General features: G+C 59.4%; 11 protein-coding genes. All 11 read left to right on the forward strand.

The genetic code is table 11. The features are described 5' to 3' along the window. The first annotated feature begins 120 nt into the window (after nt 1-120). The 11 genes from hutH (at nt 121) to Q1W15_RS06125 (ending at nt 13970) form a co-directional block, all read left to right on the forward strand. A complete protein-coding gene (hutH, locus tag Q1W15_RS06075) occupies nt 121-1653 on the forward strand; it encodes a histidine ammonia-lyase (protein ID WP_300725081.1) in 1533 nt (510 codons plus the stop codon). Nucleotides 1654-1785: 132 nt separating this feature from the next. Continuing rightward, nucleotides 1786-3132, forward strand: coding sequence for an amino acid permease (locus Q1W15_RS06080; RefSeq protein WP_300725173.1), 1347 nt, complete (start codon nt 1786-1788; stop codon nt 3130-3132). 27 nt (nt 3133-3159) lie between these two features. After that, complete coding sequence (gene hutI, locus Q1W15_RS06085; RefSeq protein ID WP_300725083.1) at nt 3160-4365, forward strand: imidazolonepropionase; 1206 nt, start codon at nt 3160-3162, stop codon at nt 4363-4365. Nucleotides 4366-4375: 10 nt separating this feature from the next. After that, nucleotides 4376-5176: an N-formylglutamate deformylase gene (gene hutG / locus Q1W15_RS06090; protein WP_300725085.1), complete on the forward strand. Its 801-nt coding sequence runs from the start codon at nt 4376-4378 to the stop codon at nt 5174-5176. Nucleotides 5177-5246: 70 nt separating this feature from the next. Next, on the forward strand, nt 5247-6218 hold the full coding sequence (gene pip, locus Q1W15_RS06095; protein ID WP_300725087.1) for a prolyl aminopeptidase: 972 nt from the start codon (nt 5247-5249) through the stop codon (nt 6216-6218). Beyond that, entirely contained in the window at nt 6215-6652 is a 438-nt protein-coding gene (dtd, locus tag Q1W15_RS06100; RefSeq protein WP_300725089.1) for a D-aminoacyl-tRNA deacylase, read from the forward strand. Before pip ends, dtd begins: the two co-directional genes overlap by 4 nt. Nucleotides 6653-6883: 231 nt before the next feature. Beyond that, nucleotides 6884-8605: a glucan biosynthesis protein G gene (locus tag Q1W15_RS06105; protein WP_300725091.1), complete on the forward strand. Its 1722-nt coding sequence runs from the start codon at nt 6884-6886 to the stop codon at nt 8603-8605. After that, complete coding sequence (mdoH, locus tag Q1W15_RS06110; RefSeq protein WP_300725093.1) at nt 8598-11150, forward strand: glucans biosynthesis glucosyltransferase MdoH; 2553 nt, start codon at nt 8598-8600, stop codon at nt 11148-11150. Before Q1W15_RS06105 ends, mdoH begins: the two co-directional genes overlap by 8 nt. A 236-nt stretch (nt 11151-11386) precedes the next feature. Then, nucleotides 11387-12184: a transporter substrate-binding domain-containing protein gene (locus Q1W15_RS06115; RefSeq protein ID WP_300725095.1), complete on the forward strand. Its 798-nt coding sequence runs from the start codon at nt 11387-11389 to the stop codon at nt 12182-12184. Nucleotides 12185-12280: 96 nt separating this feature from the next. Continuing rightward, nucleotides 12281-13243, forward strand: coding sequence for an amino acid ABC transporter permease (locus Q1W15_RS06120; RefSeq protein WP_300725097.1), 963 nt, complete (start codon nt 12281-12283; stop codon nt 13241-13243). Beyond that, nucleotides 13236-13970 carry an amino acid ABC transporter ATP-binding protein gene (locus Q1W15_RS06125; RefSeq protein WP_300725099.1) on the forward strand — a complete coding sequence of 245 codons (735 nt, stop codon included), beginning with the start codon at nt 13236-13238 and terminating at the stop codon, nt 13968-13970. Before Q1W15_RS06120 ends, Q1W15_RS06125 begins: the two co-directional genes overlap by 8 nt. The last annotated feature ends 59 nt before the right edge of the window (nt 13971-14029 follow it).

Below are 14029 nucleotides of genomic sequence, written 5' to 3' on the forward strand. Positions count from 1 at the left end.
CACGTCAGCCTGTAGGAACGCGCTTGCGCGTGATGGCATCCCCGGCATGTAACGGGTTGATTGCCTCACGATCGCGTTCGCTACAGGTTTCAAACAATAACGCGTGTAAGGAGTACCAACGTGCTTGAGTTAAACCTGATACCTGGCCAACTGAGCCTTGCCCAACTGCGTGACATTTACCAACAGCCGGTAACGCTCAGTCTGGATGACAGTGCCTCGGCGCAAATCGATGCCAGCGTGGCGTGTGTTGAGCAGATCCTTGTCGAAAACCGCACCACCTACGGCATCAACACCGGCTTCGGGTTGCTGGCGTCGACCAAAATTGCCAGCGAAGACCTGGAAAACCTTCAGCGTTCGCTGGTGCTTTCCCATGCGGCCGGTGTGGGCGAGCCGATCAGCGATGAGCTGGTGCGCCTGATCATGGTGCTCAAGGTCAACAGCCTGAGCCGTGGTTTTTCCGGCATCCGCCGTGTGGTGATCGATGCCTTGATCGCGCTGATCAACGCGCAGGTTTACCCGCACATTCCGCTCAAAGGTTCGGTGGGCGCTTCGGGTGACCTGGCCCCGCTGGCACACATGTCGCTGGTGCTGCTGGGTGAAGGCAAGGCGCGCTACAAAGGCGAATGGCTGGACGCGGTAGCCGCCCTGAAGCAGGCGGGTTTACAGCCATTGACCCTGGCCGCCAAAGAAGGCCTGGCCTTGCTCAACGGCACGCAAGTGTCTACGGCCTACGCCTTGCGCGGGCTGTTTGAAGGCGAGGACCTGTTTGCAGCCGCCATGGCCTGCGGTGGCCTGACCGTTGAAGCGGTGCTGGGTTCGCGCTCGCCGTTCGACCCGCGTATCCATGACGCCCGCGGCCAGCGTGGCCAGATCGACGCCGCTGCGGTTTACCGTGACCTGCTGGGTACTCGCAGCGAAGTCTCTGAATCGCACAAGCACTGCGACAAGGTACAAGACCCGTACTCGCTGCGCTGCCAGCCGCAAGTCATGGGTGCCTGCCTGACCCAGTTCCGTCAGGCCGCCGAAGTGTTGGGCATCGAAGCCAACGCGGTGTCCGACAACCCGCTGGTTTTCGCTGAGCAGGGTGATGTGATCTCCGGGGGTAACTTCCACGCCGAGCCTGTGGCCATGGCCGCCGATAACATGGCGCTGGCGATTGCCGAAATCGGTTCGCTGAGCGAACGCCGCATCTCGTTGATGATGGACAAGCACATGTCGCAACTGCCGCCGTTCCTGGTGGGCAATGGTGGTGTGAACTCCGGCTTTATGATCGCTCAAGTGACAGCAGCAGCCCTGGCCAGTGAAAACAAGGCGTTGTCGCACCCCCACAGTGTCGACAGCATTCCGACCTCAGCCAACCAGGAAGACCACGTTTCGATGGCACCTGCGGCGGGCAAACGTCTGTGGGAGATGGCCGAAAACACCCGTGGCGTCTTGGCCGTCGAATGGCTGGCCGCGTGCCAAGGCCTGGACCTGCGTGATGGCCTCAAAACCTCGCCCAAACTGGAAATTGCCCGTAGCACCCTGCGTGACAAAGTGGCGTTCTACGAAAAAGACCGCTTCTTCGCCCCGGACATCGACGCGGCCATGCAACTGCTGACGTCGCGTTGCCTGAATGCGCTGCTGCCAGCCGGCGTATTGCCAAGCCTGTAACGCTGAAGACGCGGAGGGCCCTGACCGGCCCTCTGCGTCTCTGTTTTCGCTGACAAAAACAATTAAGGACGCGAAGTGCACACTCAAACTCAAGGTTTGAAACGCGGGCTATCGGCTCGCCATATCCGTTTTATGGCGCTGGGTTCAGCGATTGGAACGGGTCTTTTTTATGGGTCTGCTGCGGCAATTCAAATGGCGGGCCCTGCTGTACTGCTGGCGTACCTGATCGGTGGTGCCGCGGTGTTTATGGTGATGCGTGCGTTGGGCGAAATGGCCGTGCGCAACCCGGTTTCCGGGTCGTTCGGTCAGTACGCCAGCACCTACCTGGGCCCCATGGCGGGCTTTATCCTCGGGTGGACCTACGCCTTTGAGATGATCATCGTGTGCCTGGCCGACATCACGGCCTTTGGCATTTACATGGGGTTCTGGTTCCCGGAGGTGGCGCGCTGGATCTGGGTGCTGGGCATTGTGCTGCTGATCGGCGGCCTGAACCTGTGCAGCGTCAAGGTGTTCGGCGAAATGGAGTTCTGGCTGTCACTGCTGAAAGTCGCGGCTATCGTGGCAATGATTCTGGCCGGTTTCGGCATCATGCTGTTTGGCATCGGCACCTCGGGCAGTTCCGATGCGGTGGCGACCGGCATCAGCAACTTGTGGTCTTTCGGCGGGTTTATGCCCAATGGCGTGGGCGGGCTGATTGCTTCGTTTGCCGTGGTGATGTTCGCGTTTGGCGGTATTGAAATTATTGGTATCACCGCCGGTGAAGCCAAAGACCCGCAGCGTGTGATTCCCAAAGCGATCAACGCGGTGCCGCTACGCATTCTGCTGTTCTATGTACTGACCCTGTTTGTGTTGATGGCGATTTACCCGTGGACCCAGATTGGCACCCAAGGCAGCCCGTTTGTGCAGATTTTCGACAGCCTGGGTATCACCTCGGCGGCCACTATTTTGAACATCGTGGTGATCTCGGCGGCGGTGTCAGCGATCAACAGCGACATTTTCGGTGCGGGCCGCATGATGTACGGCTTGGCTGAACAGGGTCAGGCCCCTAGAGGGTTTGCCAAAATTTCGCGACATGGCGTGCCGTGGATGACCGTGCTGGTCATGGGGGCCACGTTGTTGGGCGGTGTGCTGCTCAACTACCTGATCCCGGAAAACATCTTCCTGGTGATTGCCTCGATCGCCACGTTTGCCACCGTCTGGGTGTGGTTGATGATTCTGATCACCCAAGTGGCCATGCGCCGCTCCATGACCCGTGAAGAAGTCGCCCAACTCCAGTTCCCGGTTCCGTTCTGGCCTTATGCGCCGATCGCCGCGATCGCGTTTATGGTGTTTATCTTCGGTGTGCTCGGTTACTTCCCGGCGACTCAGGCGGCATTGATGGTCGGAGCCGTCTGGATTGTGTTGTTGATAGTGGCGTACTTGCTGTGGGTAAAACCGGCTGCGGGGCGGGCAGTCGAAGTCTCGCCCGAGATTTCTTGAATGTTTGATCGTTGACGGAGTAGCGCAATGAAAACCCTTTGGCAGCATTGCAATGCCGCAACCATGGCCAATGGCACGTATTCGATCATCGAAAATGCGGCCATCGTGACCCGTGATGGGCTCATTGAATGGATCGGCTCGCGGGAACGCTTGCCTGCGGGCGAATACGGGCAGGTTCACAGCCTGGACGGGGCATGGGTGACACCGGGGCTGATCGACTGTCACACCCACACGGTGTTTGGCGGCAACCGCAGCGGCGAATTCGAGCAACGCCTGCAAGGCGTGAGTTATGCCGACATCGCTGCGGCTGGCGGGGGAATTGCCAGCACGGTACGAGCGACACGTGCCGCCAGCGAAGACGAATTGTTCACCAGTGCGCGTCAGCGGTTGACCTGCTTGTTGCGCGACGGTGTAACCAGCGTCGAGATCAAGTCGGGTTACGGGCTGAGCCTGGACAGTGAACGTAAAATGTTGCGGGTCATCCGCCGTCTGGGTGAAACGCTACCGGTCACGGTGCGCAGCACCTGCCTGGCGGCCCATGCCTTGCCACCGGAATACACGGGCCGCGCCGATGACTACATCGACCACATCTGCGATGAAATGCTGCCTGCGCTGGCTGCCGAGGGGTTGGTGGATGCGGTGGATGCGTTCTGCGAATACCTGGCGTTTTCACCCGCCCAGGTAGAGCGGGTATTCAAGGTGGCGCAGGGGCTGGGCTTGCCGGTCAAATTGCACGCCGAGCAATTGTCATCGTTGCACGGCTCTAGCTTGGCGGCGCGCTATCAGGCGCTGTCGGCCGATCACCTGGAGTTTATGACCGAGGCCGACGCCCTCGCCATGGCCCAATCCGGTACCGTTGCGGTGCTGTTGCCGGGGGCGTTCTACTTCCTGCGTGAAACTCAACTGCCGCCGATGGATGCCTTGCGCAAGCACGGGGTGAAAATCGCCATTGCCAGTGACCTCAACCCGGGCACTTCCCCGGCGCTGTCGTTGCGCCTGATGTTGAACATGGCCTGCACCTTGTTTCGCATGACCCCTGAAGAAGCGCTGGCGGGGGTGACTCTACACGCGGCTACGGCGCTGGGGATGGGCGACACCCACGGCTCGCTGGAGCCGGGTAAGGTCGCGGACTTCGTGGCTTGGAACATTGCTCGCCCGGCTGACCTGGCCTATTGGCTGGGCGGTGACCTGGACAAACGTGTTGTGCGCCACGGCACAGACGTCGTGCTTTAGGAGAAACAGTGTGGATAAGGTTCTGACATTCAAAAAAGGTCGCGTGCCCTTACTGGTCAGCATGCCCCACGCCGGCTTGAAGCTGACACCGGCGGTGGCGGCGGGGCTGATTCCCGAGGCGCAGAGCCTACCGGACACGGATTGGCACATTCCGCAGTTGTACGCGTTCGCCACGGCGCTGGGTGCCAGCACCTTGGCGGCCGAGTACTCACGGTTTGTCATCGACCTTAACCGGCCGCATGATGATGCACCGCTGTACGTGGGCGCGACCACCGGGCTGTTCCCCGCCACGCTGTTTGATGGCGTGCCATTGTTTCGTGAAGGCCTGGCACCGTCCGCCGACGAACGGGCGACCTACTTGGACAGCATCTGGAAGCCCTATCACCAGACCCTGCAACAGGAGCTGGCGCGGATGAAGGCTGAATTTGGCTATGCGCTACTGTTTGACGCGCATTCGATCCGCTCGTTAATTCCGCATCTGTTTGATGGCAAATTGCCGGATTTCAACCTCGGCACCTTTAACGGGGCCAGTTGCGACCCGGCTCTGGCCCGTGATCTGCAAGCGGTGTGCGCACGGTACACGGCGTACACCCACGTGCTTAATGGGCGTTTCAAAGGTGGCCACATCACCCGCCATTACGGTAACCCGGCGGATAACATCCACGCGGTGCAGTTGGAGCTGGCGCAAAGCACTTACATGGAGGAGTTCGAGCCGTTCAAGTACCGCGAAGACTTGGCCGTGCCGACCCAAATCGTGCTCAAACACCTGTTAACGCGGTTTGTCGAGTGGGGGCGCGAGCGCTACGCCTAAGTGCTCAAGGGCTCCAATCGGGTTTATGATGCCAGACGGCTACATTTTCCAGCCCATCATGGAGTGCGTCATGCAGACCTTGTTCCCGCAGATCAAACCCTATGCCCGGCATGAGCTGGCGGTCGATGATCCGCATGTGCTGTACGTCGATGAAAGCGGCTCGCCAGACGGCTTGCCCGTGGTATTTGTGCATGGTGGGCCGGGGGCGGGGTGTGATGCCAACAGCCGTTGTTATTTCGACCCCAGCCTGTACCGCATCATTACCTTTGATCAACGCGGCTGCGGGCGTTCAACGCCCCATGCCAGCCTGGACCGCAACACCACCTGGGACCTGGTGGCTGACATGGAGCGTATCCGCTTGTACCTGGGCATCGAGCAGTGGGTGGTGTTTGGCGGTTCATGGGGCTCGACCTTGTCCCTGGCTTACGCACAAAGCCATCCAGAACGTGTTCATGGCTTGATTTTGCGTGGGATCTTTCTGGCTAGACCGCAAGAAATTGAATGGTTCTATCAGGCCGGAGCCAGTCGCCTGTTCCCGGATTACTGGCAGGACTACCTGGCACCCATTCCCCAAGAAGAGCGTCACGACCTGATCACGGCGTACCACAATCGCCTGACGGGCAATGACCAGATCGCTCAGATGCACGCTGCCAAAGCCTGGTCGACCTGGGAGGGCCGCACGGCCACATTGCGCCCGAACCCGCATGTGGTTGACCGCTTTTGCGACCCGCACCGCGCCTTGTCGATTGCCCGCATCGAGTGCCACTACTTCACGAACAACGCTTTTCTGGAGCCCAACCAGTTGATCCGTGACATGTACAAGATCGCCCATTTACCGGGTGTGATTGTGCACGGTCGCTACGACGTGATTTGCCCGATGGACAATGCCTGGGAGCTGCACCAGGCCTGGCCGGGCAGCGAACTGCAAGTGATTCGTGAGGCCGGGCATGCCGCGTCTGAGCCGGGCATTACCGATGCGCTGGTGCGTGCCACTCAGCAAATGGCCCGCCAGTTACTCGACTTGCAGCCGGATGAAGCATGAAAGGACTTTTACAGCGCGTTTCAAGCGCACGGGTAGACGTGGCAGGGCAGACGGTCGGGGGTATTGACCAAGGCTTGCTGGTGCTGGTGGCGGTCGAGCCGGGTGATACCGAGGCGAATGCCGCCAAGTTGCTGCACAAGCTGCTCAATTACCGGGTGTTCAGCGACGCTGAGGGCAAAATGAACCGCTCACTGACGGATATTGGCGGCGGTTTGCTGCTGGTGTCGCAGTTCACCCTGGCGGCAGACACCCAAAGCGGCCTGCGCCCGAGTTTTTCGACGGCCGCCCCGCCCGCGGTGGCCGAGGCGCTGTTCAATCACTTGCTGGGCGAAGCCAAACGGCTCCATCAAACGGTGGAATCGGGACGTTTTGGTGCCGATATGCAGGTGCATTTGGTCAACGACGGGCCGGTTACATTTTTGTTGCAGACCTAAAACACTGAAAATCCGTGTTTTCGGCTAAAAACAGGGGTTTTTCGCGATAAATACTTGCCGAGGGTAGATGCGTTGTAACGCGGGCTACTAGATAATCCCGCGTTACACAGAGACTAATCCGACGCGTCTGGGGAATCATTCATGCCTTTGACGGTCGGAACAGTGCTCGCCAACCCAGTATTCAGATCGCTGCTGGTTGGTTTCATCATCTGTATTCGGCGAGGTTTGCTCGTGATTGTTAGTCCATTTAATGCACCAAAAAAGCCTGCCAAGCGGTTGCGTAACGCACTGGTGACGGGCTCTGCGCTCCTTTGCTTGTTCGGTGCGGGTCAACTGTGGGCATTCAGTCTGGATGACGTGGCGGCTGAGGCTAAAACCCTCGCCGAGAAGAAGTACCAAGCGCCACGCAGCAATTTGCCAAACGAATTTCGCGACATGAAATTCGCGGACTATCAGAAAATTCGTTTCCGCAGTGATAAAGCCCAGTGGGCCGACGAGAAAACCCCGTTCAAGTTGTCTTTCTATCACCAGGGCATGCACTTCGATACCCCGGTGAAAATCAACGAAATCACCGCTAACAGCGTCGAAGAGATCAAATACGACGCTGGCCGGTTCGATTTCGGCGACGTGAAATTCGACCCTAAAGCCACCGAAAACCTCGGCTGGGCCGGTTTCCGTGTGCTGTATCCGATCAACAAGGCGGATAAGCAAGACGAAATCATGACCATGCTGGGCGCGAGCTATTTCCGCGTGGTGGGCAAGGACCAAATCTACGGCCTGTCGGCGCGGGGTATGGCGATTGATACCGCTTTGCCGTCGGGCGAAGAGTTTCCGCGTTTTACCGAGTTCTGGATCGAGCGTCCGAAGGCCGGTGACAAGCACCTGGTGATTTTTGCCTTGCTGGATTCGCCCCGTGCGACCGGCGCTTACCGCTTTATCCTGCGCCCTGGCCAGGACACGGTGGTCGACGTAAAAGCGCAAATGTTCCTGCGTGACAAGGTTGGCAAACTGGGCATTGCGCCACTGACCAGCATGTACCTGTTCGGTGCGAACCAGCCGTCCAAGGTGCTCAACTACCGCCGCGAACTGCACGACTCGTCGGGCCTGGCGATCCATGCCGGCAATGGCGAGTGGATCTGGCGCCCGCTGAACAACCCGAAGCACTTGTCGGTCAGTAACTTCTCGGTTGAAAACCCGCTGGGCTTCGGTCTGCTGCAACGCGGTCGTGACTTTAGCCATTACGAAGACCTCGACGACAACTACCACAAGCGCCCAAGTGCCTGGATCGAGCCGCAAGGCGATTGGGGCAAAGGCACGGTTGATCTGGTTGAAATCCCGACAGCGGATGAAACCAACGACAACATCGTTGCGTTCTGGAGCCCGGACACACAGCCCGAGCCACTCAAGCCGTTCGATTTTGCCTACCGCCTGCATTGGACGATGGACGAAGCGGCCCTGCACCCGAAAGACAGTGCCTGGGCGCAACAGACCCTGCGTTCGACAGGTGACGTGAAACAGTCCAACCTGATCCGTCAGCCTGATGGCAGCGTGGCCTACTTGATCGACTTCGAAGGGCCGTCCCTGGAAAAACTCAAGGACGACGCGCCGGTACGCAGTGTGGTCAGTGTGGGTGACAACGCCGATCTGGTCGAAAACAACCTGCGCTACAACCCTGAAACCAAAGGCTGGCGTTTGACCTTGCGGTTGAAGGTCAAGGATCCGAGCAAGTCCACTGAGCTGCGTGCTGCGCTGGTCGAGGATGTGACTCAGGCACCTGAAGCGGCTGCGGCCCACGCTGAGAAAGCACCGGCCAAACACCCAGAGAAGAAAGAGCACGCCACCCAGGACGCCCATGCGGCTGCGACCGAGGCTGCCCCAGCCACCCCAGAACCGGTGAAGACTGAAAAAGTGTTGACCGAGACCTGGAGCTACCAGTTGCCTGCCGATGAGTAATGCTCACGCACAGACGAACTCGCTCAGCGAGTACCTGGCGCATTTGCCGCTGAACGAGGCGCAGCGCGCCGAATTGGCGAGCTGCACCTCGTTCGCTGAGTTGCACGCGCGCTTATCGGCGCAACCGGGCACCGATGTCACCGAAGCCGCGCAGGCTTCAGTGGCGTCGCGTCTGAGCCTCGACTCGGCGGCTGAACTGGAGGAAGCCGAAATGCTTGCTCTCGACGCCAGCGGCCGGGTCATGCTCAAGGCAACGCCCTCGATTCGCCGTACCAAAGTGGTGCCGGAGCCGTGGCGCACCAACATTCTGGTCCGTGGCTGGCGGCGCCTGACCGGGCGCAGCAATCCACCGGCCCCGAAAATCGATGAGCGGGTACTACCCAAGTCGCGCTGGCGCACGGTCGGCTCGATTCGCCGCTACATTTTGCTGGTGCTGATGCTGGGTCAGACCATCGTCGCGGGCTGGTACATGAAGGGCATCATGCCGTACCAGGGCTGGTCGTTTGTTGACCTGGAAGAGGTGCTGCACCAGCCCTTGATGCAGACCGCGCAACAAGTGCTGCCCTATGCCCTGCAGACCAGCATTCTGATTCTGTTCGGCATCTTGTTTTGCTGGGTGTCGGCCGGTTTCTGGACCGCGCTCATGGGCTTTCTTGAGCTGCTGACCGGGCATGACAAATACCGTATCTCCGGTGCCAGCGCTGGCAATGAGCCCATTCCTGATAACGCCCGCACGGCGTTGGTCATGCCGATCTGTAACGAAGACGTGTCCCGCGTATTCGCCGGGTTGCGTGCGACGTATGAGTCGGTGGCGGCTTCGGGTGAGCTGGACCGCTTCGATTTTTTCGTGCTCAGTGACAGCAACGATCCGGACATCTGCGTGGCCGAACAACAGGCGTGGCTGGACGTATGCCGCGAAACCGGTGGCTTCGGGCGCATTTTCTATCGTCGCCGGCGTCGTCGTGTGAAACGCAAAAGCGGCAACCTGGACGATTTCTGCCGTCGTTGGGGCGGAGATTACAAGTACATGGTGGTGCTCGACGCTGACAGCGTAATGAGTGGCGAATGCCTGACCAGCCTGGTGCGCCTGATGGAAGCCACGCCGGACGCCGGCATCATCCAGACCGCGCCACGTGCCTCGGGCATGGACACCCTGTATGCGCGCATGCAGCAGTTTGCAACGCGGGTCTACGGGCCGCTGTTTACGGCAGGCCTGCACTTCTGGCAACTGGGCGAATCGCATTACTGGGGCCACAACGCCATCATCCGTATGAAGCCTTTTATCGAACACTGCGCCCTGGCGCCGTTGCCGGGTAAAGGGGCGTTCGCCGGGGCGATCCTGTCTCACGACTTCGTTGAAGCCGCGTTGATGCGCCGTGCCGGTTGGGGCGTATGGATTGCCTACGACTTGCCGGGCAGCTACGAAGAGTTACCGCCCAACCTGCTGGACGAATTGAAACGCGACCGCCGCTGGTGCCACGGCAACCTGATGAACTTCCGGCTGTTTCTGGTTAAAGGCATGCACCCGGTACACCGGGCGGTGTTTTTGACGGGCGTGATGTCGTACCTGTCGGCACCGTTATGGTTCTTCTTCCTGCTGCTGTCGACGGCCTTGCTGGCGGTTAACACGCTGATGGAGCCGCAGTACTTCATGGAGCCCCGCCAGCTGTACCCGCTATGGCCACAATGGCACCCGGAGAAAGCGGTAGCGCTGTTTTCGACCACCATCGTGCTGCTGTTCCTGCCCAAGTTGTTGAGCATTATTTTGATTTGGGCCAAGGGTGCCAAAGCGTTCGGTGGTAAAGCCAAGGTGACGCTGTCGATGCTGCTGGAGATGCTGTTCTCCGTGCTGCTGGCACCGGTGCGCATGATCTTCCACACCCGCTTCGTCTTGGCCGCTTTCCTGGGCTGGGCCGCGACGTGGAATTCGCCACAACGTGACGACGACTCCACACCGTGGAGCGAAGCTGTACGCCGTCATGGCCCGCAAACCTTGCTGGGTGCAGCATGGGCCGCGTTGGTGCTGTGGCTGAACCCGAGCTTTTTGTGGTGGCTGGTGCCGATTGTGGGGTCCTTGATGCTGTCGATTCCGGTCTCGGTCATCTCCAGCCGGGTCAAGTTGGGCCTCAAGACCCGCGACGAACGCCTGTTCCTGATTCCAGAGGAATATGCACCGCCGCGTGAATTGTCGGCGACGGCCGAGTACACCCACGAGAACCGTTACCACGCGCTGAACGACGGCTTTGTGCGGGCTGTAGTTGACCCACAGCAAAACGCCCTGGCCTGCGCTTTGGCGACGTCACGCCACCGCGAAGCCGAGCCGATTGAATGGCTGCGCATCGAGCGTGTGCGTCACGCGCTTAAGGTGGGCCCGGCGGCGCTCAGCAACAGCGAGCGCATGGCCGTGCTGAGCGATCCGGTGGTGTTGGCCCGCTTGCACGCATTGGTGTGGAGCGAGGGCCACGAAGACTGGCTAAACGCGTGGCGTAAGTCGGTCGCTGCCGACGCTCACGCGCCATTGTTGCCGTTGCAGCCCGCGGCCTGATGTCGACACAAACCCCACTTCGGTGGGGTTTTGTTTGGGTGGCCATTTTTGATTTGGCCGCGATTACGCCGCTAAATCCGCGGGCTGGCGTGCTTTTCTGACGCAAAACCTTTGTCCTCCCACAGCTCTGAGTTAGCATCCGTGTCCGAATGGGTGAATGCCCGGCTGTATTGGCTTTTTGAATCGAGCCCGCCGCAGGCCAACACCTTAATTGAGTAGGTTGAGGGGAGTTGATGATGAAGAAGTTTCTGTCAAAGCTGCTGTGCGGTGTCACCGCAGTACTGGCGGTCAGTGCCGCCCATGCCGGTGCCATTGATGACGCGGTCAAGCGTGGCACGTTGAAAGTCGGCATGGACCCGACGTACATGCCCTTCGAAATGACCAATAAACGCGGCCAGATCATTGGTTTCGAAGTCGACCTGCTCAAGGCGATGGCTAAATCCATGGGGGTGAAGCTGGAGCTGGTTTCCACCGCTTATGACGGCATCATCCCGGCCCTGATGACCAACAAGTTCGACATGATCGGCAGCGGCATGACCCTCACCCAGGAACGCAACCTGCGGTTGAACTTCAGCGAACCCTTCATCGTCGTAGGCCAGACCCTGTTGATCCGCAAGGAACTGGCCGATAAGGTCAAATCCTATAAAGACCTGAACGACCCACAATACCGCCTGACGTCCAAAATCGGCACCACGGGCGAGATCGTGGCCCGCAAACTGATGCCTAAGGCCAAGTACCACGGCTACGATAACGAGCCCGAAGGGGTGCTGGACGTGGTCAATGGTAAGGCGGACGCCTTTATCTACGACGCGCCTTACAACGTGGTTGCGGTCAACAAATTCGGTAACGGCAAGCTGGAATTCCTCGACAAGCCGTTCACCTTCGAGCCGCTGGCCTTCGGCCTGAAGAAAGGCGACCACGACAGCATCAACTTCATTAACAACTTCCTGCACCAGATCCGTGAAGACGGCACCTACGATCGCATCCATGACAAGTGGTTCAAAGACACCGCTTGGCTCAAAGACATGGAATAAGGCTGTTTAGCCATGCGCGAGCAGGTTCATTACCTGTAGGAGCGAGCTTGCTCGCGATGGCGGCCTCCCCCGCGACACAAAACGTGGAACCTGAAAGTGATCAAACAAAAAAAAGCCCAATGGCCCTGGCACGCGTTGACTGTGTTGGTGCTTATCGGCCTGGCAGGTGCGTTGTACTACGCCACCTCGCTGATGTCTTACGAATGGCGCTGGAACCGAGTTCCGCAGTACTTCGTGTATCAAGCCGAAGAAGCTCAGCGGGCGACTGAAGCCGCGAGGGTGATTGAGGTCGTCCGCCAGGGCGATAATGCCGAAGTGGTGTTACGCGGCGATGACGGCGCAGAGCAGCGTGTGAGCGTGGCCGACAATAGCGTTCAACTGGTTGAAGGTGACGATGTAGCGGAAGGCGACGTGATCGGTGTGAACCGTCACTGGGCGGCCGGGCCGCTGCTGTTAGGGCTGTGGACCACCGTGTGGTTGTCGCTGGTGTCCGGTGTGCTGGGCCTGATGATCGGGCTGGCGACGGGCCTGTGCCGGTTGTCGAAAAACCCGACCCTGCGCGATTTGTCGACGCTGTACGTTGAACTGGTGCGCGGCACGCCGCTGCTGGTGCAAATTTTTATTTTCTATTTCTTTATCGGCACCGTACTCAACCTGTCCCGCGAGTTTGCCGGCATTGCCGCACTGTCGCTGTTTACCGGTGCTTACGTGGCTGAAATCATTCGCTCGGGCGTGCAGTCCATTGCCCGAGGGCAGGATGAAGCCGCGCGCTCGCTGGGGCTCAATGCCGGCCAGTCGATGCGCCATGTGGTGTTGCCGCAAGCCTTCAAGCGAGTGCTGCCGCCCTTGGCCGGGCAATTTATCAGCCTGGTCAAAGACACCTCGCTGGTGTCGGTGATTGCAATTACCGAGTTGCTGAAAAGTGGCCGTGAAGTCATCACCACCTCGTTTTCGCCATTCGAGATTCTGTTCTGCGTGGCGGGCCTGTACCTGTTGATTAACCTGCCGCTGTCGCATTTCGCCAGTCGGCTTGAGCGGAGGCTCGCCCAAAGTGATTGAAGTCCGCGAACTGGTAAAAGTCTTCGACACCCGTGGGCAAATCGTCCGCGCGGTCGACAACGTCAGCACCACGGTTGCCCGGGGTGAGGTGTTGGTAGTGATCGGCCCGTCGGGTTCGGGCAAGTCGACCTTTCTGCGCTGCCTCAACGGCCTGGAAGAGTTCGACTCAGGTTCCGTCAGCATCGACGGCCTTGACCTGGCGGACCCGAAAATCGACGTCAACGCCTACCGCCGGGAAGTCGGTATGGTATTTCAGCATTTCAACCTGTTCCCGCATATGACGGTGCTGGAAAACCTGTGCCTGGCCCAGAAAGTCGTGCGCAAGCGCGGCAAGGCCGAGCGTGAAGCCAAGGCCCGTGAACTGCTGGAGAAGGTGGGTATTGGCCAGAAGGCCAATGACTTCCCGTCAAGGCTGTCGGGTGGTCAGCAGCAGCGCGTGGCGATTGCTCGGGCACTGGCGATGGACCCCAAGGTGATGTTGTTCGATGAGCCAACCTCGGCGCTTGATCCGGAAATGGTCGGTGAAGTGCTGGACGTGATGAAGACCCTGGCTCGCGAAGGCATGACCATGGTCTGCGTAACCCACGAAATGGGCTTTGCTCGCGAAGTGGCCAACCGCGTGCTGTTCTTCGACCATGGCAAGTTGCTGGAAGATTCCGCCCCGGAAGACTTCTTCACCTCGCCCAAAGACCTGCGTGCCCAGGCGTTTTTGCGCCAAGTCCTGTAAGTGTCGCCCCCCCACTAACCGTTTATCGGTAGCGGGGGGCTGCCGAATTCAAAGCCAAA

It is taken from the genome of Pseudomonas sp., from assembly GCF_030150285.1.
In the GTDB taxonomy this organism is placed as follows: Bacteria; Pseudomonadota; Gammaproteobacteria; order Pseudomonadales; family Pseudomonadaceae; genus Aquipseudomonas.